The 23,131-nt window shown below is 42.9% G+C and carries 20 protein-coding genes and 1 tRNA gene; 15 read left to right on the top strand and 6 right to left on the bottom strand.

Annotation, left to right across the window (positions count from 1 at the left end; translation table 11 throughout):
- Window positions 1–2 precede the first annotated feature (2 nt).
- Window positions 3–773, bottom strand: coding sequence for an ABC transporter ATP-binding protein (locus HC723_RS00620; protein ID WP_153446591.1), 771 nt, complete (start codon window positions 771–773; stop codon window positions 3–5).
- Window positions 774–857: 84 nt separating this feature from the next.
- Complete coding sequence (locus HC723_RS00615; RefSeq protein ID WP_194704425.1) at window positions 858–2,993, bottom strand: TonB-dependent siderophore receptor; 2,136 nt, start codon at window positions 2,991–2,993, stop codon at window positions 858–860.
- Between the two features lie 229 nt (window positions 2,994–3,222).
- Between HC723_RS00615 and HC723_RS00610 the strand changes: the two genes are divergently transcribed.
- Together HC723_RS00610 and HC723_RS00605 are read left to right on the top strand one after the other, a co-directional pair.
- Complete coding sequence (locus HC723_RS00610; RefSeq protein ID WP_190337872.1) at window positions 3,223–5,076, top strand: ABC transporter ATP-binding protein; 1,854 nt, start codon at window positions 3,223–3,225, stop codon at window positions 5,074–5,076.
- Window positions 5,077–5,366: 290 nt separating this feature from the next.
- Complete coding sequence (locus HC723_RS00605) at window positions 5,367–5,870, top strand: GGDEF domain-containing protein (RefSeq protein WP_153446592.1); 504 nt, start codon at window positions 5,367–5,369, stop codon at window positions 5,868–5,870.
- 108 nt (window positions 5,871–5,978) lie between these two features.
- On the opposite strand, the gene HC723_RS00600 is transcribed toward HC723_RS00605, so the two are convergent.
- Window positions 5,979–6,054, bottom strand: a tRNA-Arg gene (locus tag HC723_RS00600).
- Window positions 6,055–6,268: 214 nt separating this feature from the next.
- Here HC723_RS00600 and HC723_RS00595 point away from each other — a divergent pair.
- The 11 genes from HC723_RS00595 to HC723_RS00545 all read left to right on the top strand — a co-directional run bounded on the left by HC723_RS00595 (window position 6,269) and on the right by HC723_RS00545 (window position 16,148).
- The gene (locus HC723_RS00595) at window positions 6,269–7,555 is read left to right on the top strand and encodes a DUF2254 domain-containing protein (protein ID WP_153446594.1); all 1,287 of its coding nucleotides are present in this window, start codon (window positions 6,269–6,271) and stop codon (window positions 7,553–7,555) included.
- Between the two features lie 293 nt (window positions 7,556–7,848).
- Window positions 7,849–8,469, top strand: coding sequence for a cytochrome c biogenesis heme-transporting ATPase CcmA (ccmA, locus tag HC723_RS00590; protein WP_190337871.1), 621 nt, complete (start codon window positions 7,849–7,851; stop codon window positions 8,467–8,469).
- Window positions 8,469–9,137, top strand: a complete 669-nt coding sequence (ccmB, locus tag HC723_RS00585) for a heme exporter protein CcmB (RefSeq protein WP_153446598.1) — start codon at window positions 8,469–8,471, stop codon at window positions 9,135–9,137. The genes ccmA and ccmB overlap by 1 nt, the downstream gene beginning before the upstream one ends.
- A gap of 27 nt (window positions 9,138–9,164) precedes the next feature.
- Window positions 9,165–9,941, top strand: coding sequence for a heme ABC transporter permease (locus tag HC723_RS00580; RefSeq protein ID WP_153446600.1), 777 nt, complete (start codon window positions 9,165–9,167; stop codon window positions 9,939–9,941).
- Entirely contained in the window at window positions 9,941–10,147 is a 207-nt protein-coding gene (gene ccmD / locus HC723_RS00575; protein WP_190337870.1) for a heme exporter protein CcmD, read from the top strand. Before HC723_RS00580 ends, ccmD begins: the two co-directional genes overlap by 1 nt.
- The gene (gene ccmE, locus HC723_RS00570) at window positions 10,144–10,662 is read left to right on the top strand and encodes a cytochrome c maturation protein CcmE (RefSeq protein ID WP_153446603.1); all 519 of its coding nucleotides are present in this window, start codon (window positions 10,144–10,146) and stop codon (window positions 10,660–10,662) included. The genes ccmD and ccmE overlap by 4 nt, the downstream gene beginning before the upstream one ends.
- Complete coding sequence (locus HC723_RS00565; protein ID WP_190337869.1) at window positions 10,659–12,638, top strand: heme lyase CcmF/NrfE family subunit; 1,980 nt, start codon at window positions 10,659–10,661, stop codon at window positions 12,636–12,638. The genes ccmE and HC723_RS00565 overlap by 4 nt, the downstream gene beginning before the upstream one ends.
- A gap of 2 nt (window positions 12,639–12,640) precedes the next feature.
- Window positions 12,641–13,225 (top strand): DsbE family thiol:disulfide interchange protein, encoded by a 585-nt coding sequence (locus HC723_RS00560; protein ID WP_153446607.1) that lies wholly within the window; start codon window positions 12,641–12,643, stop codon window positions 13,223–13,225.
- Window positions 13,225–13,752: a cytochrome c-type biogenesis protein gene (locus HC723_RS00555; protein WP_153446608.1), complete on the top strand. Its 528-nt coding sequence runs from the start codon at window positions 13,225–13,227 to the stop codon at window positions 13,750–13,752. Before HC723_RS00560 ends, HC723_RS00555 begins: the two co-directional genes overlap by 1 nt.
- On the top strand, window positions 13,749–14,996 hold the full coding sequence (gene ccmI / locus HC723_RS00550; protein ID WP_190337868.1) for a c-type cytochrome biogenesis protein CcmI: 1,248 nt from the start codon (window positions 13,749–13,751) through the stop codon (window positions 14,994–14,996). The genes HC723_RS00555 and ccmI overlap by 4 nt, the downstream gene beginning before the upstream one ends.
- A gap of 435 nt (window positions 14,997–15,431) precedes the next feature.
- Window positions 15,432–16,148 (top strand): MlaA family lipoprotein, encoded by a 717-nt coding sequence (locus HC723_RS00545; protein ID WP_190337975.1) that lies wholly within the window; start codon window positions 15,432–15,434, stop codon window positions 16,146–16,148.
- 124 nt (window positions 16,149–16,272) lie between these two features.
- Here the strand turns inward: HC723_RS00545 and HC723_RS00540 are convergent, their stop codons facing one another.
- The 3 genes from HC723_RS00540 to HC723_RS00530 all read right to left on the bottom strand — a co-directional run bounded on the left by HC723_RS00540 (window position 16,273) and on the right by HC723_RS00530 (window position 19,160).
- Entirely contained in the window at window positions 16,273–17,532 is a 1,260-nt protein-coding gene (locus HC723_RS00540) for an outer membrane protein transport protein (RefSeq protein ID WP_190337867.1), read from the bottom strand.
- A gap of 367 nt (window positions 17,533–17,899) precedes the next feature.
- A complete protein-coding gene (locus HC723_RS00535; protein ID WP_190337866.1) occupies window positions 17,900–18,619 on the bottom strand; it encodes a DUF3379 family protein in 720 nt (239 codons plus the stop codon).
- Complete coding sequence (locus HC723_RS00530; RefSeq protein ID WP_153448133.1) at window positions 18,612–19,160, bottom strand: sigma-70 family RNA polymerase sigma factor; 549 nt, start codon at window positions 19,158–19,160, stop codon at window positions 18,612–18,614. Before HC723_RS00530 ends, HC723_RS00535 begins: the two co-directional genes overlap by 8 nt.
- Window positions 19,161–19,610: 450 nt before the next feature.
- On the opposite strand from HC723_RS00530, the gene fadI reads away from it, so the two are divergent.
- Both fadI and fadJ read left to right on the top strand, forming a co-directional pair.
- Window positions 19,611–20,981: an acetyl-CoA C-acyltransferase FadI gene (gene fadI, locus HC723_RS00525; protein WP_153446615.1), complete on the top strand. Its 1,371-nt coding sequence runs from the start codon at window positions 19,611–19,613 to the stop codon at window positions 20,979–20,981.
- Window positions 20,981–23,119, top strand: a complete 2,139-nt coding sequence (gene fadJ, locus HC723_RS00520) for a fatty acid oxidation complex subunit alpha FadJ (protein ID WP_190337865.1) — start codon at window positions 20,981–20,983, stop codon at window positions 23,117–23,119. The genes fadI and fadJ overlap by 1 nt, the downstream gene beginning before the upstream one ends.
- The last annotated feature ends 12 nt before the right edge of the window (window positions 23,120–23,131 follow it).

The raw sequence follows: 23,131 nt of genomic DNA, 5'->3' as shown, positions 1-23,131 counted from the left end.
TCTTACATGACCACCGCAATTTTTTGCTCGGTTTGCTTGGGGTGATCCAGTAGTTGAATATCGGTTTGATAGAGTGCGCTCAATCTTTTTTCATCGAGTAACAATGATATCTCACCATTAAATTCAATCTTGCCTTGCTTGAGCGCGACGATATGAGTGGCGTAACGCAGTGCCAGATTCAAATCATGCAAAATAACGACAATGCCACAACCGGTTTGTTGATTGAGCGTTTGTAGCAGATCCATTAAATGATATTGATGATGAATATCGAGAGCAGACGTCGGCTCATCTAAAATTAAGAGCGGGGATTGTTGCGCTAATAACATCGCCACCCAAGCGCGTTGTCTTTCGCCACCCGACAGTTTATCCGCCAGATTATCGGCATAGTGCGCCACGCCAGTTTTGTCCATTGCTTGTTGGATAATGTGTTGGTCGTTATCTTGCCAGCGACCAAAAACCCCACGCCAAGCAAAGCGTCCAAGCTTGACTAATTCTTGTACTGTTAAACCGGCTACATCGGGCAGTTTTTGCGGCAAAAAGGCAATTTCGCGCGCCAGTTGTTTTTGTGAAAGTTGACCGATTTCAGTTTGGTTAAGTCGCACACTGCCACAATCAGGCTGAGTTTGACCGGAGAGCAAATTAACTAAGGTCGATTTACCACTGCCGTTATGGCCGAGTACCACTGTAAAGCCATCGGTTGGAATAGTGAGTTCATCAATGGATAAAATATCGCGGTTATCACGATGAACACGGACTTGGTTTAGTTGCAACATAATGGCGATTCTTCTTTTTCTAAAATAAAGATCCCGAACCTCAGTGTTTAGGGGCTGTTAGTGTTTCTTGTGTTGATGACACGATCACCAACGGTAATTGAGGGTCGCTGTAGCCGACATTTCTTCACCGTAGTAACAGTAATAATCACAACTGGAGACATACTCTTTATTGGTTAAGTTGTTGACGTTAATTTGAGCGCGCCATTTTTTTGTGATGTCGTATCGAGCCATAGCATCGAACAATGTCACGCTCGGCACATGCAAGATCCCCGCACCATCTGACGTGTGTCCCACCGACGAGCCCATATAACGAGAACCTGCGCCTAGTACTAATCCATTTAAGCTATCGAAACCAAGGTGGCTGAAATCATATTCAAGCCATACCGATGCCATATTTTGTGGGATCAAAGCGGTACGTTGCTTATTGCCTAAGCCGTCATCCGATTGAGCGTCGGTATAGGTGTAATTGGCGCGTGCTAACAAGGCTTGGGTGACTTGAGCGACGGTCTCAATTTCAATCCCTTGTGAAGTGAGTTCTTGGGTTTGAGTTTGTTGAGCGGTGGTTGGGTCGTACACTAAACCATTTTTTTGATTGACGTTAAACCAAGCGACATTGACATAACCATTGATGAAATCAGGTTGATATTTAAAGCCGGCTTCGGTTTGTTGACCTTCAAGTGGTTTATAAGCTTTGCCGGTACTGGCATCGAGCGAGGCAATCACTTCAAACGATTCTGAATAACTCACATAAGGTGATAAACCAATATCACTGAGATACATCAAGCCACCGCTTAATGATAAATTGTCATTGTGGATATCTTCGTGGGTGCTGGTGGCGGCAGTGTCATTTTGCAGACGCACGATATCGTAACGACCACCAAATTTAGCGATGAACTTATCGTTGAAGGTGACTTGTTGCTGGGCGTAAATACCCATTTGTTCTTTTTTGATGTTAACCGGCGTGGCGCGATCGTCAATGGCGATAATATTGCCATGTACTGGGTTAAACGCATTAATACCAGAGGTGGTACCACCATTAGCATTACCCCAATCATCGGCTTGCATGCTGTCGTTTTTAAACTGCTGAACATCCACCCCGAGTAAGCTGGTGTTGGCAGTGTTACCCATATCCCAATTGGCAATAAATTGGTTATCCATGCTAAGCATTTGGGTGGAACCGTCACGGTAAACAATACCACGGTTTAAATCGGCGCTGGTTTCACTGCCAAAAGCATAAGTACTGCGTAGCAATAAGTCGGTATAGGCGTAACGGGTATTTTGTTTGAACTGCCAAGTGTCGTTAAAATGGTGCTCGAATTCATAGCCAATTGAATATTGATTGCTTTTATTCTTATCGTAATCGGGCTCGCCTAAGTTAGTACTTGGGTCGATTTTCCCTTGCGGTGTGTCGAATAAGGTGCCGTAAGCGGGTAAAAACCCTGAGGTAGGAACACCATCATCTTGCTGCCATGAGGCTAAAAAAGTCAGGCTGGTATCGGGGCTAATATCGATGGCAAGGCTTGGGGCAATATAGGTACGATCATTGTAAGTGCCGTCTAACACGCCATCTTGACTGCTCATCATTGCCACTAAACGAAAACGCACATCGCCGTCATCGTCCACAAAACTGGTGGTATCGATACCAATTTGTTGTAGATTTCGACTGCCCCCTTTGACTTCAAACTCACCTCCCTCAACATAACCAGGGCGTTTACTGACTGCATTAACCACACCACCCGGAGGCGCTTCACCATACAATAATGAGGCTGGGCCTTTAAGTACTTCAATTTGCTCTAAACCAAATGGTTCTAAATTCCAACCATAATAACCGGTATTAAATAATCGATTACCATCAAGGTAGGTGGCGGCATCAAAACCACGGATCTTAAACCAATCGGTATTGTTATCGGAGCCGTAAGGTTGTGTCATCACACCCGGTTGGTAGCGCAGAGCTTCATCTAATTTGGTCGGTTGCTGTATCGATAATTGATCTTGGTTGATCACTGAAACGCTACGCGGGGTTTGAGCTAGCGGGGTGGCAACTTTTAGCGCCGAGGCGGAAACAGTAATCGTTTCAACCGAATCAGCGCTGTCATTCACAGCCGTGGTAGGATCGTCTTGAGCAAAAGTGGGCACAGCAAAAAGAGCCAAAGACAGTCCAATAACGGGGTTAAAGCGCAAGGAGAGCGCTTTGGATAAAGGGGACAAACTAAACAACATGGTTGATATCCATTCAATACAAGTGAGATTCTTTATGCGAATCATTATCGTTCGCAATGGTAATCGGTTATGATGTGTTTATCTAGTGTTAATTGGTGAAATTATCAATAAAAGCATAAGTGCCATGATCAAAATCAAACCAGTGGGAAAATATGACGTTTGGCTTTATCATGGTAAGCAGTTCAATGATGTGTTTTTCTGACCGTACCTTTTCAATGGAACCCTTTTTATGTTCAAGTTTTTTGAAGGACTGACCTCAGCCTTTCCCAAAGATAAAATAGAAACACCCCCCAATACCTTATTTGCATTTTGTAAGCATTACAGCCGTGATTTTTTATGGCCGATTATTATTATGTCGGTGCTCAGTGCATGTATCGCTGTAGTTGAAGTGTCTTTGATGGGGTTTATGGGCGCTTTGGTTGATATGCTTTCTACTCACACGCCAGAAACACTATGGGCAGCAGAGGGGACGCGCATTATGGGCATGGGCGTGGTGATCCTTATCGTGGTGCCAGTGCTGTCTTTCTTCCATTCAATGATCATGCACCAAACTTTACTCGGCAATTTTCCTATGTCGATTCGTTGGCTGGCACACCGTTATTTACTCAATCAAAGCATTACTTTTTATCAAGATGACTTTGCCGGTCGCATTGCGACTAAAGTGATGCAAACTTCGCTCGCTATCCGCGAAACAGTAATGAAGTTTGCCGATATGGTGGTGTATGTGTCAGTGTATTTTGCATCGATGATTGTGCTGATTGGTAAAGCGGATCTTTGGCTGATGATCCCGGTATTAGTGTGGTTAGTCGCCTATGTATTAACTCAAGTTTACTTTGTGCCTAAGATGAAGCGTATTGCCACCGCACAAGCCGATGCTCGTTCATTAATGACTGGTCGTATTGTTGACAGTTACACCAATATCGCGACAGTAAAATTGTTCTCTCATACTAACCGTGAAACCGAATATGCAGAAAAAGGAATGCAGTCGTTCTTAAAAACGGTTTATGCTCAAATGCGTTTGGCCACGGTGTTCTTATTTAGCATTGATATGCTGAACTATTTACTGTTGTTTGCCATTGCTGCCTTGTCTATCGGTTTATGGATGAACAGCATGATCACAGTTGGCGCGATTGCGATTGCGGTCAGTTTGGCGTTGCGTATTCAAGGCATGTCGAAGTGGATCATGTGGGAAATTAGCTCAATGTTTGAAAATATCGGTACAGTGGTCGATGGCATGAATACCCTGTCTAAACCGGTTACCACCGAAGATGTGGATAGCGCGCCGACACTTGAAGTTAAACAAGGTGGGATTGAATTTGACCATGTTAATTTCCATTATGGTGAAGAAAATAAATCGATTATTAATGACTTACATTTCAATATTAAACCGGGTGAAAAGGTCGGTTTAGTTGGGCGCTCGGGCGCGGGTAAATCGACCTTAGTTAACTTGTTATTGCGCTTTTACGATTTAGAAAGTGGCACCATCCGTATTGATGGACAAGATATTGCTAAAGTAAAACAAGATTCTTTGCGCGGCAATATAGGCATGATCACTCAAGATACCTCATTACTGCATCGCAGCATTCGCGATAACATTATGTATGGTCGCCCAGATGCCAGCGAAGAAGAACTTCTTGCCGCGACCAAGCAAGCCCATGCGCATGAGTTTATCGACACCCTAACCGATACCTTTGGTAATGTGGGATACGACGCGCAAGTGGGGGAGCGAGGCGTGAAACTTTCAGGCGGACAGCGCCAACGGATTGCGATTTCTCGAGTGTTATTAAAAGATGCGCCAATCCTTATTATGGATGAAGCAACCTCGGCGCTGGATTCTGAAGTCGAAGCGGCAATTCAAGAAAGTTTGTATGAATTAATGGAAGGGAAAACCGTGATTGCAATAGCACACCGTTTATCCACCATTGCCGCAATGGACCGCTTAATTGTGCTTGATCAAGGCCAAATCTTAGAGCAAGGTTCGCATCAAGAATTGATCGCACAAGGTGGGGTTTATGCACAATTGTGGGCGCACCAAACCGGTGGATTTATTGGTGAAGAAAATGAAAACCAAATGGCAGAATAAAATCATAGCGTAGAGAGATTTTAGGAAAAACAGTCTGATCTTAAAGAGCTTGTCATGAAAATGTTAGGCTCTTTTTAGTTTTTAGAAAATATTTTTGGCGATCGAGTTTTTATATTGCAAATACGATAAATAAAGTGTGTATTTATCTTGTTAATTTTGGGTTTTTTACGGAAAAATGCTAAAATTCGCAACCATTTTTCAGATTGTTGTGTTGATTTTTTACATAAAATACGACAAGTCTTTTTACACAATTTCAGGCAATTCATGAGCAAGTCTTTTATGCCGACTCAATGCATCGACAACGCAAAGAAAAAGATCATTTGCGCAAAGAGATCAGCATTGACCCTATGACCGGATTATTTAATCGCCGTGTATTGGATAATCAGATGATGGAAGTGATCAGTCATTCCCGCATAAAAGAAAAACAAATTGCGTTAATTTCGATTGATGCCAATAAGTTTAAGCAAATTAATGATAATTATGGCCATTTAGTGGGCGATCAAGCCATTTTACATATCGCTAAAAGCATGTTGTTGTGTTCTGGCGAAAATGACTTTTCAATTCGTATGGGCGGCGATGAATTCTTATTAGTGATGCCTGACTCATCGGCCACACTCGCTCAACAGATGACCGAACGACTAGAGCGGCATGTGCTCGAAACCTCAACCAAAGATATTGGTATTGAAGTATCGATCAGTGCCGCTTATACCATGCTTGAAAATAGTGAGAGTTTTGATCAAGCCTATCGACGAGTAGATTCAGTGTTGTACACCAAGAAAGGCTTAACGATTTAGTCGCTATGACATTCAAATAATGGTGGGGTTATTATCACCATTAGCAAGTAAAAACCAAAAGGCCAAGTGAGTGATCACTTGGCCTTTTGACATTTAGAAGATGAAGAATGGTGTCCCCTACAGGATTCGAACCTGTGTCTAAGACTTAGGAGGTCCTTGTTCTATCCAGCTGAACTAAGGGGACGCTATCTTTTGTGGCAAGAATAATACGGATTTTCGCCGCTGATGCCAAGTCTCAATCCGTGATTATTCGCCTTCTTAGTGAGGGGATCTTGTTATCTGGGCAAAAAAGCAGCGTAAAGAGTACTCAGATCGAATAACCGTTATTCATTTGTTGCGTTCTAGTTAACTTAAACCTTTAATTATTAATCTATTTTATTTTTTGACGGAGTATGTTGATGGCATCTCGTTTATCTCGTGATCATCTTAGGTTTGTGATAAATCGCTTCAAAGATAAGCTTTGGGTTAAACCGCTGTGGATGTGTATCTGTTCTGTGTTAGCGGTGTTTGTGGCAAAGATTGCGGATCATCTCGATATTGTTTTTTTTGTGCTGCCACTTAGCCTTGATTCGTTAGTGGCATTATTGGAAATTATGTCTTCGAGCATGTTAGTGATCGCAACTTTTTCAGTCGGTTCTATGCTGTCGGCTTATGCGTCAGCCAGTACTTCGGCGACCCCAAGAGTATTTACTTTGGTGGTGTCGGATGATGTGTCTAAGAATGCATTGTCGCGTTTTATTGGCTCATTTATTTTTAGCATTGTGGCATTAACGGCGGTGAAAAATGAGTTTTTCGATGCGCCCGGTCTGTTAGTATTATTTGTTTTAACCATATTTGTATTTGCCTTGGTGGTGTTGACGTTTATTCGCTGGGTAGACCGATTAGCAAGGTTGGGTCGAGTCGGAAATACCGTCGACCGAGTCGAAAAAGTAGTGATGGAATCGCTTGTTCGTCAGCGAAATTGCCCTAATTTATCAGGTGCGCCATGTGTTGATACCCGGCAAGGTGAAACAGTAGTGGCAACAGAGGTTGGTTATATTCAACATGTGGATATTAGCCGCTTGCATCACTGGGCAGAAAAAAATGATCTGGATATTGTCTTGGTATCAATGCCGGGGGATTTTGTCGCACCGGGAACCGTGTTAGCTCGAGTGCTAGTGGAGGATAAAGATGAAGAGTTTGATTACAAAGGGGTGATTGCAGCGTTTCAAATTGGCGTTGATAGAATATTCGATGATGACCCAAAATTCGGTTTGATTGTGTTATCGGAAATTGCCAGTAAAGCGCTGTCGCCTGCGGTGAACGACCCAGGTTCGGCTATTAAAGTGATTGGCAGTTTGGTGCGAGTGTTTGCTATTTGGTCTGAGCCGGTTCAGCAAAAAGATCAACAGCAACCTTGTTACGACCGAGTGCAAGTTCCTGAAGTCAATATTAGCGATATGTTTAATGATGCGTTTACCTCGATTGCGCGCGATGGAGCAGGGTGCTTAGAAGTGGTCATTCACTTGCAAAAAGCCTTATCGGCGCTGCATCTATTAGGGGATGAACCAATGAAGAATGCCGCAAAGACCCACGCCGAAATGTCACTTAAACGCAGTGAGGATGCGTTAACCTTGCCGGAGGATTTACAGGCGGTACGCAACGCCAGTATGTTTAAAGTATCAGCAGATAAAAATGAGAACTAACGCCAAGTATTTACACCACGAATTTGACTGAAATCATGAAACTATCGAATAGCACAAACTATACCTCTTTGTGGTTATGTGGCTTGATTGGCATTTAGTTAATATAACCAAAGAGAAAGGCGGGTTTTTAGTTAAATTGAATTAAATCGTCTTCTTTTTAATCACAATCATGATGTTTTAATTGTATTTTTGTGATAATCCAAACATTACCTGCAAGCTTTGTACTATGGGGCTTTCGAGTCTTGGCTTATGTGGTAATATAACGCTCTTTCTTTAACTGTAGATGATGTCAAATGCTTGAAGTGTGTGGTTTAACCGCTATTCGTGGTGACAAGGAACTGTTTCAAGACGTTAGCTTTACGGTTAAGCCAAATGATCTTGTGCAAATTGAAGGTCGTAATGGTTCAGGCAAAACTACATTATTACGCATAGTGACGGGGTTGGCCGATTGCGATGGCGGACAAATTCTCTGGCAACAGAAAAGTACGCATAAAGATCGCGACGCGTTTCATCAAGATTTACTTTTCCTTGGTCATCAAACTGGGGTAAAAAAAGAACTGACTGCGTTTGAAAATCTTTTATTTTATCAAAAAATGAATGGCTCAGAATGCGTTACAGAACAAGATATCTGGCTTGCCCTTGCAAAAGTCGGGCTGGCAGGTAAAGAAGATATTCCGTCGGGTAAGCTTTCTGCTGGGCAACAACGTCGGGTGGCGTTAGCGAGGTTATGGTTAAGCAAACACCCATTATGGATTTTAGATGAGCCGCTCACGGCCATTGATAAACAAGGGATTAAAGTGATAGAAGCACTTTTTTTAGAACATACTGAGCGAGGTGGCATGATCTTGTTCACCACTCACCAAGATATGTTCACTGGTATTGATTCACTTAAAAAAATAAAGTTAGGTGAGTAATGCTGGCTAACATGGGTCATATCATCCGCCGTGAACTATTGATTGCATATCGCAGACAAGCCGATGTGTTTAATCCGCTGTGGTTCTTCATTATTGTTATCACACTCTTCCCTTTAAGTATTGGTCCTGAGCCTAATTTGTTAGCGCGTATTGCAGCTGGGATTGTTTGGGTAGCCGCATTGCTTTCTGCTCTGTTATCGTTAGAGCGCTTATTCCGAGATGACTTTCATGATGGAGCACTCGAGCAAATGATGCTGCTGCCGATCCCTCTGCCTTTAGTAGTGATGGCCAAAGTCATTTCTCATTGGTTATTGACCGGTCTGCCACTTATTTTAATTAGTCCATTGCTGGCGGTATTGCTGTCACTCGATTTTAATACTTGGTTAGCGGTGGTGGTGACCTTATTAATTGGTACACCAACTTTAAGTTTTATTGGCGCAATAGGCGTAGGCTTAACGGTTGGATTGCAAAAAGGTGGGGTGCTGCTGAGTTTGTTGGTGCTGCCTTTGTATATTCCTATTTTGATCTTTGCCACGTCGGCAATTGATGCAGCCGGTAGCGGCTTTCCTTACTCTGGGCAATTGGCAATTTTAGGGGCAATGTTACTCGGTTCGATAACCTTAACGCCTTTTGCCATTAGTGCATCATTACGGATCAGTGTTAATTAGAATTCACTTTATACAGCGAGAAGCATCATGTGGAAATGGCTACATCCTTATGCAAAGCCTGAAAAAACCTATCAGCTTTGTGGCGCATTATTGCCTTGGTTTACGGTTTTCGCCGTCCTGTTAATTGTGGCAGGAACAGTATGGGGCTTGGCCTTTGCTCCAGCCGATTATCAACAAGGTGACAGCTTTAGAATTATCTATATTCATGTGCCCGCAGCAATGTGGTCGATGGGTATTTATGTATCAATGGCGATTGCTGCTTTTGTCGGTTTGGTATGGCAATTAAAACTGTCGAATATGGCCGCCGCGGCTATGGCTCCGATTGGCGCTGTGTTCACTTTTATTGCATTAGTGACGGGTGCTGTATGGGGTAAACCTATGTGGGGCGCTTGGTGGGTATGGGATGCTCGCCTAACATCAGAACTGATTTTACTATTCTTATACCTTGGGGTTATCGCGCTTTATCATGCGTTTGATGATCACAAAACAGCTGCCAAAGCAGCGGGTATTTTGGCCATTGTTGGGGTGATTAATATTCCAATTATTCATTATTCGGTTGAATGGTGGAATACACTGCATCAAGGCGCGACGATCACTAAAATGGGCAAACCTTCAATGTCGCCAGATATGTTATGGCCTTTGCTACTAAACATCTTTGGTTTTGCCAGTTTTTCTATTGCACTGACTCTGGTGCGTTTTCGTACCGAAATTTTACATCGAGAAAGTCATCGACCTTGGGTACTTGAACTCGTGAAAGCACGTTTTTCATCCCATTCAAATACAGCCAAGCATGAGGTGAAGTAATGTATTTTGATTCTTTTTCAGATTTTATTGCCATGGGTAATTATGCCGCTTATGTTTGGAGCGCATTTGGTATTACTTTCGCAAGTTTAGGGATTTTGTGCTGGAGCAGTATTTCGCAAAATAAAGCATTATTTAAAGATATTCAGCAAAAAATGGATCGTGAAGCGCGTATTCAAGCCGCTAAAAAAATGGAAAATACACTATGACCCCAAGACGTAAAAAAAGACTCGCGATTATCCTCGCCATCTTGATTGGTGTGGCTGGTACTGTTGGCCTAATCATGTACGCCCTTAATCAAAATATGAATTTATTCTATACCCCGACTGAAATCGTCAATGGTAAGGATGACGGCACTAAACCGCATGTAGGTGAAAAACTGCGCATTGGTGGCATGGTGGTAGTGGGGTCGGTTAAGCGCGATCCAGATACCCTTAACGTCAGTTTTGAGTTAGAAGATATTGGCCCAAAAGTGACGGTTAATTACACCGGTATCTTGCCTGATCTGTTCCGTGAAGGACAAGGCATCGTGGCACAAGGCACATTAAAAGATGCCACGACGATTGATGCTTTTGAAGTGCTGGCAAAACATGATGAAAATTACATGCCTTCGGAAATTGAACAAGCGATGAAGAAAAAGCATCAACCCGGATACAACACTGAAACGCCTGATCCTAAATCGGAAGCGTCTCCATCAACATCGGAACAAGGAAGCGGGCAATGATTGCTGAACTTGGACACTTTGCCTTAATCTTAGCGTTGGGCTTTTCAATTTTATTAAGTATCTTTCCGCTGTATGGCGCAAGTACCAATAATAGAACCTTAATGGGGATGGCGAGGCCGCTATCTTGGGGCATGTTCCTGACGTTATTGTTCTCGTTTGGTACGCTATTATGGGCGTTTTATAGCAATGACTTTACCTTGCAATATGTGGCCAGTAACTCAAACAGCCAACTTCCTTGGTATTACCGTTTAACCGCGGTTTGGGGCGCACATGAAGGTTCATTATTGCTTTGGGTTCTGATCCAAGCAATTTGGACGGTGGCCGTTGCCTCCTTTAGCCGTGGTATGCCGCTTGAATCTATTTCACGCGTACTGGCGGTCATGGGGATGATCTCGGTCGGTTTTCTATTGTTTATCATTCTGACTTCCAATCCATTTTTAAGTATTTTACCTTACTTCCCGGTTGATGGTCGCGATCTTAATCCGTTGTTGCAAGATCCTGGTTTGATTATTCACCCACCGATGCTGTACATGGGTTATGTCGGCTTCTCGGTTGCGTTTTCATTTGCAATTGCCTCATTAATGACGGGGCGTTTAGATACAGCGTGGGCGCGTTGGTCTCGTCCTTGGACAACCGCCGCTTGGGTATTTCTAACCGTGGGTATCGCGCTAGGTTCTTGGTGGGCTTATTACGAACTTGGCTGGGGTGGTTGGTGGTTCTGGGATCCAGTTGAAAACGCATCCTTTATGCCTTGGCTTGCTGGTACTGCATTAATGCACTCATTAGCGGTCACTGAGAAACGTGGCACCTTTAAAGCATGGACGGTATTACTGGCGATTTCTGCGTTTTCATTAAGCTTGCTCGGCACCTTCTTAGTTCGTTCCGGTATTTTGGTTTCAGTGCATTCATTTGCATCTGATCCGGCGCGCGGCATGTTTATTTTGGCTTTCCTTGCCATCGTTATTGGCGGTTCATTATTGCTGTTTGCGATTAAAGGCTCAAAAGTTCGTGTCCGTGGTAACTACTCATTGTTCTCGCGTGAAAATGCGCTGTTATCGAATAATATTCTGTTGATTGCCGCGTTAGTTGTGGTGATGATCGGGACGTTATTGCCATTAGTGCATAAACAAATTGGTATGGGTTCCGTTTCAATTGGTGCGCCATTCTTCAATTCATTATTTACTTGGTTAATTGTGCCATTCAGCATCATTTTAGGTATTGGTCCATTAATTCGTTGGAAGCGCGATAATTTATCTAGCGTCAAGATGCCAATCTTGCTATCGGCGGTTATTTCAGTGGTGTTAGCGGTCGTGATTGGCTTAATGTCAGCTGAGCAATTTAAACCACTGGCGACGCTAGGTTGGTTCTTAGCGATTTGGATTGTGAGCATGCATTGCTTTGAGTTATATCAACGTGCCACTCACCGTCATTCGTTTATGGTGGGCATAACCAAACTTCAACGTAGCCATTGGGCAATGATGTTAGGCCATATTGGTCTTGCCGTAACCATTATTGGTATTGCGATGGTGCAAAACTACAGCATTGAGCGTGATGTACGTTTAGAACCAGGACAAACCTTTGATATTCAAGGCTATCAATTCCACTTTGATGGTTTACGAGATCATGATGGTCCTAACTATGAAGGCTTCATCGCCGATTTCACCATTACCGATGATGGTAAGTTTGTGAATACGCTGCATGCTGAAAAACGTTATTACCACACGGCAGGTTCGATGATGACCGAAGCGGCGATTGATGCGGGCCTTACTCGTGATCTCTACATCGCGATGGGTGAAAAATTAGACGGTACCGACAATGCTTGGGCTGTACGAATTTACTATAAACCTTTTATTCGTTGGATTTGGTTAGGCGCAATCTTTATGGCGATTGGTGGCATTCTCGCCATTAGCGATAAACGTTATCGCTTTAACAAGAAATCAAAATTAAATGCCAATAAATCAGGTCAGGAGGCGTAAGCATGAATCGTAAAATATTATTTGCTCCCTTGGCGTTATTTGTTGTGTTGGTGGTGGTGTTTGCTACCCAATTAACCCGCAACGCTAAAGGTGATGATCCCACTAAGCTAGAATCGGTATTAGTGGGTAAATCAGTACCTGATTTTCAATTAGAAGATTTGTATCAGCCAACTAAAACCTATGATCAAACATTGTTTAAAGGTAAGCCTTTGATCTTAAATGTATGGGCAACCTGGTGTCCGACTTGCTATGCCGAACATAAGTTTTTAAATACTTTATCGGGTGAAGGCGTCAACATCATTGGTCTTAACTACAAAGATGATCGTGCTAAAGCAGAGAAATGGCTAAAAGATTTGGGTGACCCATATCAAATCGTGTTGTTTGACGGTAATGGTATGTTTGGCCTTGATCTTGGCGTATATGGCGCTCCAGAAACGTTCTTAATTGATGCCAATGGCAAAATTCAATACCGCCATGTCGGTGATGTGAACGCTGAAAACTGGAACGATACCTTGTTGCCGCTTTATAACAAGTTAGCCGGTCAAACCACGCAATTTAAACCGACACCAATGATGGGGCAGAACTAATGAAAAAACTCTCCTCATTTATGGTGCTGTTGTTGGTGGCATTAAGCTTTCCAACCTTTGCGGCTATTGAAGTGTTTGATTTTGATACTCCAGCGCAAGAGGCTCAATTTCAAGAGTTAAGCCATACCTTACGTTGCCCTAAGTGTCAGAATAACTCGATCTCAGATTCTAATGCAGAGCTTGCTAAAGACTTGCGTGAAAAAACCTACTTGATGACCAAGCAAGGTAAATCAAAGCAAGAAATTATCGATTACATGGTGGCGCGTTACGGCAACTTTGTGACTTATAATCCGCCGCTAAATGCGACAACCGCTATTTTGTGGGTTGCACCATTGAGTATTGTATTGTTCGGATTTGCTTTTATTTTCTTACGCACTCGTCGTCGAGCCGCACTAAATAAGGAAAATCCTGAGCAATGGGATGATCAGCATGAGCAACGTTTACAGCAACTTCTGTCTGAAGAAGATGTGGTGAATAACGATGCAAATAATGCCAGCAAGGATGATAAAAAGGGTAAAGACGTATGATAGTTTTTTGGATTGGTACTGTGGTACTGCTGGCGGTGTCGGCATTATTTATTATTTACCCGTTGTTAAAGCCCAGTAATGTCGATGAAGCGGCTCAGCGAGATGATCTCAATAAAGCCTTTTTTAAAGATCGTTTAAATGAGTTAGAGTCGGAAGATTCTGCTGGTATTATTGAAGACAAAGACGAATTGGTCACCGACCTTAAACAGTCACTACTGGATGATATCCCAAACGCAGATAAAAATGCGGCGGCGGGTCATCAAAAAGTAAAGTGGATGGCGATCCCAATGGTGTTGTTTATGGTGGTGTTAACCTATGGCATGTATATGCTGTTTGGTGCGCATGACCAAGTATCACATTGGGAAAAAGTGCAACACAGTTTGCCTGAGTTGACTCAAAAATTAATGGATCCGAAAGGCGCAGAGTTAACCGATCAACAAATGAACGATTTAACTTTAGCAATGCGTACTCGTCTGCAAACTCGCCCTGATGATGGCACTGGCTGGGTGTTATTAGGTCGTATTGCGTTATCGAACCGAGATGTTGAAACAGCGGTTGGCGCGTTAACCAAAGCGGATAAATTGCTGCCTAATAATTCAGATATTCAACTGAGCCTAGCGCAAGCATTGATGTTCTCGTCTGAGCAAGCGGATGTAGAAAAATCGGGCCGGATCTTAAATCAATTGCTAAAACAACCGGATGTCGATCCGCGCGTTTATTCACTGATGGCTTTTAATGCTTATGAGAATGGACAGTTTGCTCAAGCGATCCAATACTGGCGTGAACTGCAAGCGAAAATTGGCAAAGATGATTCTCGTTATGCGATGCTAGAGCGCAGTATCCAAACCGCTCAACGTGAAATGGGCGCAACCGCACAGCAGCAAAACGCAGCACAACAAGTGCAGCATGAAGGTACGCCTGTTAGTGTGACTATTTCATTATCACCTGAAGCGACCATGCCAAAAACTGGCGTATTGATTGTGTCGATTCATAGCGCAGATGGCTCACCAATGCCAATTGCCGCCGCTCGTTATCCGTTGTCTAAGTTCCCCGTCACTGTGGTGCTTGATGATAGCAACAGCATGATGAAGCAACGTAAATTATCCAGCTTATCGGATATTATGGTGCGTGCTCGCATTGATACCGATGGTGATGTCTCGACCCGTGATCATGATTGGCATGGCGAAAGCCTACCAGTGCACTTAGGCGATGACGTAGTGTTATCACTTGATAAGCAATATTAATAAGCCGGTATGCAACCTCATACAGAGTTGACGTAGGAGGAATAGCACATACAATTAAATCATGAATTATTTTTGAATATTTGGATTTAGTTAGAGAAAGGCAAGTTATTTTAATGACTTGCCTTTTTTATTTGGTAATATTGCAGATTAGGCTTAAGCAGTAATAATTTTTACACTTCTCTCTACGTTCAATATTGAGCGCTTGCTAAGCCTATACCCAAAGTAATTGAAGTTGCAGTGAGGCGGCAAGTACATGAGCTTAGCTTGCCTAAGTGATTGGGGTGAGTTAGCGCAGCCAACAAAGCTGAAGCTTCAAGTAAGACGGATATATAATTAGAATGAAACAGCTATAACCAAACGTTCACAGGATGTGATTATTTGATCAGGATACAAGCGTCTTTCCCTTTATTTTCTCTACTCAGCTTATCATTAGTGATGGGTTGCAGCAGCACGCCTGAGAATTCTGAATCTTCTCCAGCCAGTAGCACAAATACTAAAGTCAGCGATCCATTTGAAGGTTTTAACCGCAGCATGTGGGAGCTTAACTATGAGTACCTCGATCCTTATGTTGTGCGCCCAACCTCAATTGCTTATATGGAATGGCTACCAACGCCGCTCACTGCAGGCTTGTCCAATTTTTTAGATAACTTAGAAGAGCCAGCCAGTATGGTGAATAACCTGTTTATGGGTAATGGCAGCGAAGCGCTGGATGGGTTTAATCGCTTTTGGATTAACAGCACCATTGGTTTGCTTGGCTTTCTTGATATTGCCAGTGAGGCTGGGATCAATCGTTCCACTCGTGAGTTTGGTGATGTACTTGGTTATTATGGTGTGGGAAATGGACCGTACTTTATGATGCCCGCTTATGGGCCATTAACGGTTCGTGATCTTGCTGATCAGGCCGATAGCTTGTATGTGCCTTTATATTGGCTCACGTTCTGGCAGAGCGCCGGCAAGTGGGTGATTCAGGGCTTAGAGTCGCGTTATGAATTGATCCCGCAAGAGGGCACATTGCGCAACTCACCCGATCCATACGCACTCAGCCAGAGTATTTATTTGCAGCATCAAGACTTTAAAGCCGAAATTGAAAAACAGCCGGAGCCGGTGGTGGCCGACGATTTACTAGAAGAGTATTTAGGCTACGATTATTAATGTCAGTTTAATCGGTCATTACATTGCTGCAATGAGTATCAATAGAAAACAACAAAGCCTTAGATCTTATGATCTAAGGCTTTGTTTTTAGTTAGCGTTGGTTAAGCTGTTTATGGTAAACCAATTAGAACGATTTGCTGTACTGTACGCCAGCAATAATAGCGTTAGCACGAGTTGTCGCATCTATTGAGGTTACGATACTATTTTGGTGAACATGCATATCTTGACCTAATAAGTATGTGAAACCAAAGTCAATACTTGAGTCTTTAGTTGGAGCATAAGAAACCCCTGCGGAGAACCATTGTCGATTAGAGTCAGGAACAGCAATTGTACGAACTTCCTTTCCTTGGGCGCCTTGGTCATACATATAACCAGCACGCAATGTCCATTGATCGTTCATATAATAGGTGCCACCAAGTGAATAATGCCAAGTATTATTCCACTCAAAATTTTGAATAGTGTTAGTATTAGTGTCTAACTTGTCAAATACATTCCAACCAGTCCATTGAATCGAATAACTAATGGCAAATGGTGTACCAGCAAAACGGTTATAGCCTGAAAAATTTGCAAAATCAGGAAGCGGTAAATAAATTTCTGATGACGCTTTACCTATCACGCCATCAAAATCGCCTTTTGCTGTAATCTTAGGGCTATGGTGGTATGAAAAGCCCCAACGATTATTTTCATCAAGTTCGTATGCAATCCCTGTATTCCAACCAACTCCAAAGCCATCAGCCTTAATGTCAGCCATATTAATTGTATGTGTATGATAATCTGGTTTTATAAATGGGCCATCATTCATTTTTATATCTATACTACGATTGAATGTACCCACACCATAAATTAAGTCAATCCCTGCTCCAAAGCTCCATTGGTCGTTTAAACGGTAAGATGCAGCAAGAGCTAATTCACCACTCAATACTTTTGTTTTCCCACCATATTCTTTAGCAACATAAGAGCTGTCAAATTTTGTTGTAGTGCCAAAGTTTGAATATAATCCGGCTCCTAGAGCCCATTTATCATTTACAGGAACAATCAGATACATGTTTGGTACTACATCTGTACCACCAGCATTATCGTAGTTTGCCGAAACATCCTTTTTCCATGATAAATAACTAGAATAAGTTGCGTCACTAACAGCTATTTGCGATGTAACAGATGTTGCACCCATTGAGAATGAGGTTTTATCAAACATCGACATTGCAGCGGGGTTGATAGCCATGACCGAAGCGTTATCTGCAATGATACCGTCACCTGCATAAGCTCGACCTAAACCTGTCGCCGATTGAGCATCCAATTGGAAGCCAGCGGCTTGGGTTGAGAGCGATGTTAACAACATGGCTGCGGTTAAAGTTGAGGTGGTGAATACACTCAGTTTTTTCATTAAACAGATACCTATAAAAAAAGTGGGGTGGTGCTAAAGGAGGCGCATTATGGGGGAGATGCAGAATTGAACATATCCGACCATTGATAACGTGGTGGTGAAAAGCGAGTGATTGACACAAACCTGACGTTGAAATTCCAAATTGAGAAGATTGAAATTATGTGTCAGTTATTGGGTTGATGGATTAGAGTTATGCATCTATTTTAGATTTTGAATATGCTTACTGCGGAGTGATGGCGTTATCTTGTTGTTTATGAGATATTTTTTATAAATGTAGGAGGATTTAGAGAAAAGTACCAAGCACAAATAAAATAGGGCGGTATTTTACATGTGCTTCACATATTTTGCGCAGTAAAAAAAGTTTGATTTATTGCGTGAACGTCAATAATGGAGTGATAGTTTGAGAAAGTGCGTCGATATTCTCTTGTTTACTGCCGATAAGAACCAAGCTTCCTTTTTCTAATGGGATGATTTGTCCTTTCATTCCTTGTTGAGTAAAGTCGATTTTTTTATCAGAATGAATTTTCGTCACAAACGCAGTTACTCTCCCATGTTGACCTGCAAAAACCATGTGTAAGGCATGTTGGGTTGCACTAAAGCCACAATGATTTAAATAATAAATATGGTAAGGGAAATCACTAGACAATCGATAGGAATAGACGCTTAACTTAGCATTGACCTCTTGTTCACTATTGCCTTCATTAATACCACTAATAAATTGCTCACCATGTTCAATATGATGCATCGCCATATTCTCAAGGCTGGCGTGGGCAGGAGAGACCAACACATTGCCCCAATTAATTTGACCGACCCCGAGGCCGATGGCAAAAATCAATGAAGCAGCAAGGGCAAACATGCGGCTACTCATATTGACTTGTTTTTTGGCCGGCGAATGGGAAAAAATGATTTTATCCGCTAGATCGTCAGGTACATCAACATGAAAGGCTTGCTCAATTTTGCTATCGAGATTCAATAAGCCTTCGACATATTGACGATTTTGTTGATCATCAAGAATTTTTTGTAGTATTTCGTCGCTGCGATCGTGAGGGTCGGACAATAACCGACGTCGAAATTCTAAATCATCCATTATTTGCCTCCTTGGACGGCTCAGTAATCTCTAAGCTTTCTTTGAGTTGATTACGGGCGCGAAACAGTCGCGTCATCACGGTGTTTTTATTGAGATCGAGGATTTGTGCGATTTCTTCACCACTAAAACCGGCAATAACTTGCAAAAATAATGGCTCGCGATAATCCACTTCTAAATTCATGATCTGCTTTTGCAACCATTGCTGTTGGTGATGAGGATCATCGTTACTGGAACCACTGTTGCCCGGTTCGTCGATATCGACCAAATCAAATTGCTTGCGTTCAAAGCGGCGAGCATTCTCACGACGTAATATTGTGATCAGCCAAGCTTTAGCAGCTTTTTCATCTTGCAAGCTGTCGAGTGCTTTCCATGCGCGCAGGCAGGTATCTTGCACTAAATCTTCGGCAATATGTTTGTCTTTGCATAGCCAATAGGCATAGCGATAAAGATCTCGGTGATAAGCCCTGACTAAGCTTTCATAGCGTTTTTGTTTATCCATATCTTTATTGACCGTGTCAGGCGCTTTTTTATTTCTAAATATCTGACGGATTATCACAATAAATTCCTCAACCACATTCCCTATAAGTAAAATTTAACATTTTTGCTGTCGTTGTTGGTAAATTCACCATTATTGTTTTGATATTGAAATGAGTAAATGACATGATAAATCTATGGTTTTTAGATCAAAAAAGAATTTTTAACGATAGAACTGTTAAAAAGGTGTTATTTGTTTGTATTTGAATTATCGACATTACCGAAGCGTCGATAGGATCACAAGTTTGCGTTAACATTTTGTTGAAAATTAGAGATACGTTTTCGGATCCGATAGCATAGAATCAATAACAGGTCAGACCTCCTTAAGGTTTTGTGCATGATTTAAGATTTTATGCATTAACCGTTCGGAAAGTTAACTAACAACTCCATATTATAGCCAAGGTAAGGGCGTTAATGTTCAGGTGCCAAGGGTATATTCATAGCGAAAGGATCAAATATGGCTCAGCAGGAAATGAAAACTCGTAGTGGCGATCGTATCGCGATTGTTTCAGGCTTAAGAACACCATTTGCTCGACAAGGTACGGCATTCAAACAAGTACCGGCGGTGGATCTGGGCAAAATGGTGGTGAGCGAATTGTTGGCTCGCACCAATATTGATCCCAAATTGGTCGATCAAGTGGTGTTTGGGCAAGTGGTACAAATGCCTGCCGCGCCCAATATTGCGCGTGAAATTGTATTAGGAACAGGCATGGATGTGTCGACCGATGCCTACAGTGTGACGCGAGCTTGTGCTACCAGTTTCCAATCTGCGGTCAATGTGGCAGAAAGCATTATGTCGGGCACGATTGATATTGGTATCGCAGGGGGGGCGGATTCATCTTCAGTCTTACCAATTGGGGTGACGAAATCGTTGGCGCAAAGTCTACTTGAACTCAGCAAAGCCAAAACGTTGCCACAAAAGCTGTCTATTTTGCGCAAATTATCATTTAAAGATCTGATGCCCGTGCCTCCTGCGGTTGCCGAATATTCAACCGGTATTTCAATGGGACAAACCGCCGAACAAATGGCGAAAACCCACCAAATCCCAAGAGCTGAACAAGATGCTTTAGCCCACCGTTCTCATTCTTTGGCCACACAAGCTTGGGGGGATGGCTTGATCCAAAATGAAGTGATGACCGCCTATCCAGAACCATTTAAGCAGTGGATTGATAAAGATAATAATATCCGTGAAAATTCCAGCGTCGAGCAATATGAAAAGCTACGTCCAGCGTTTGATCGTCAGTTTGGCAGCGTAACGGCAGCCACCAGTACCCCATTAACCGATGGCGCGGCAGCTGTACTTATGATGAGTGAAAGCAAAGCCAAAGAGTTGGGTTTGGAGGTATTAGGTTACATACGCTCTTACGCATTTTCGGCCATTGATGTGCATGAAGATATGTTGATGGGGCCGTCTTATGCCACCCCAGTCGCACTGGATAGAGCGGGGATCGAGCTTAGCGATCTCGATTTAATTGAAATGCACGAAGCGTTTGCCGCTCAAACTTTAGCCAACGTGAAGATGTTTGCCTCGGAAGAATTTGCCAAACAAAAGCTGGGTCGAGACAAAGCGATTGGCGTGATTGATATGGATAAATTTAACGTACTTGGTGGCTCGCTTGCTTATGGTCATCCGTTTGCCGCAACTGGCGCGCGTTTAATGACTCAAACCTTACGAGAGCTTAAACGCCGTGGTGGCGGGTTGGCATTAACTACCGCTTGCGCCGCGGGTGGATTAGGCGCGGCAGTGATCCTTGAAGTCGATAAATGCGAAGCGACCATTAAGCCTAAAAAACAAGACGAAAGTGCAAACAATCAAGGAGAGAAATAATGACCACGGAAAATAGCAAGGCGCAAACATCCAATAAAACCGCGTTCACTCTCACGATTGATAACGACAATCTTGCTTGGTTGGCAGTCGATGTACCAAACGAAAAAATGAATACTCTGCAGGCTGAATTTGCCGATCAAATGCAAGCCATCTTTGAGCAACTGGAAGCTAAAAAATCTGAACTAAAAGGCTTAATTGTCCACTCATTAAAGCCTGATAACTTTATTGCTGGTGCGGATGTTCGCATGCTTGAAGCGTGCCAGTCCTCGGCGGAAGCAGAACAACTTGCAACCCAGGGTCAGCAAATGTTTTCTCGTTTGTCTGCTTTGCCATTTACTGTGGTTGCGGCGATCCATGGGCCATGTTTAGGTGGCGGCTTAGAGTTGGCACTAGGGTGTGATTACCGTGTGTGCAGTGATGATGGCGCAACTAAATTAGGTTTGCCCGAAGTTCAATTAGGCTTATTACCTGGCTCGGGCGGTACGCAGCGTTTGCCGCGTTTAATTGGTTTATTAAACAGTTTGGATTTGATCTTAACTGGCAAACAATTGCGCGCCAAAAAAGCCCTTAAACTCGGTTTGACCGATGCTTGTGTGCCACAATCGATTTTATTGGAAGCAGCTAAGCAATTTATTAGTAAACCTAAGCGTAAAGCTAAAGTCGATATGAAAGAAAAAATGATCGCCAAGACTAAAATGGGTCGTAAGGTGATTTTTGAACAAGCGGCGAAAAAAACCAATCACAAAACCCGTGGCAATTACCCTGCAGCCAAAGCGATTTTAGAAGTCATTGAATATGGTTTAGAGCATGGACTTGAAAAAGGGTTTGCTAAAGAAGCGCAAGAGTTTGGCAAGTTAGTGATGACAACCGAGTCACAAGCGTTGCGCTCGATTTTCTTTGCCACCACAGAAATGAAAAAAGATTTTGGTAGTGATGCCACTCCCAAAACCATCACCGACGTAGCAGTATTAGGCGGCGGGTTAATGGGGGCGGGGATTGGCTATGTGTCGGCCACCAAAGCCAAAGTGCCAGTACGGATTAAAGATGTATCGAATGATGGCGTGTTACATGCCATGAATTACAGCTACAAACTATTGGGGAAATTGGTTGAGCGCCGCGCATTAACTAAAGCGCAGTTACAAAAGCAAATGCAGTCGATTTCTGGTGGCACTGATTTTACCGGTTTTGCTCAAAAAGACATGGTGATTGAAGCGGTATTTGAAGATCTCAACTTAAAGCAATCGATGGTAAAAGACATAGAAACTCATGCTAAACAAGGCGTGATTTTTGCCAGTAATACTTCGTCTTTACCAATCGCTAAAATTGCCCAAGGCGCTGCGCATCCTGAAAATGTGATTGGCCTGCATTACTTTAGCCCAGTTGATAAAATGCCATTAGTTGAGGTTATTCCTCATGAAGGCACCTCGGATGAAGTCATTGCTACCACAGTGAAATTTGCCCGTAAACAAGGTAAAACGCCGATCGTGGTGAAAGACAAAGCCGGCTTTTATGTGAACCGTATCCTTGCGCCATACATGAACGAAGCGGCAAGAGTGTTGTTGTCGGGCGAACCGATTGAACACATAGATAATGCGCTGCTTAATTTTGGTTTCCCCGTTGGCCCAATCGCACTGCTTGATGAAGTGGGTGTCGATATCGGCGCAAAAATCACACCGATTTTAGTGGAAGAGTTAGGCGATCGATTTAAAGCCCCCGATGTCTTTGATATTTTGCTGAAAGATAATCGTAAAGGGCGTAAAAGCGGCAAAGGTTTCTACAGCTATAAAGGCAAAAAGAAAGAAGTCGATAAGTCGGTTTATCGCCTACTCAAATTAAAACCAGAGTCGATTTTAAGCGAAGAAGTAGTCTCAATGCGCTGCCTACTCCTCATGTTAAATGAAGCGGTACGAGCATTAGATGACGGTATTATCGCCAGCCCTCGCGATGGTGATATTGGCGCGATTTTCGGCATTGGTTTTCCTCCATTCTTGGGCGGCCCATTTAAATACATCGATCAAATTGGCGCAGCTAAATTAGTCGAAATCATGAATGAATACGCCGGAAAATATGGCTCACGCTTTGCCCCATCGGATGGTTTGTTAACCCGAGCAGGGACAGGGGATAAGTTTTATCCGTAGTCTTGTTAACCC

Origin of the sequence: Vibrio sp. S11_S32 (genome assembly GCF_014694465.1) — a bacterium.
GTDB lineage: Bacteria > Pseudomonadota > Gammaproteobacteria > Enterobacterales > Vibrionaceae > Vibrio > Vibrio algicola.
The sequence above is the reverse complement of the archived record's forward strand: the minus strand, read 5'-3'. Positions and strand labels throughout refer to the sequence as shown.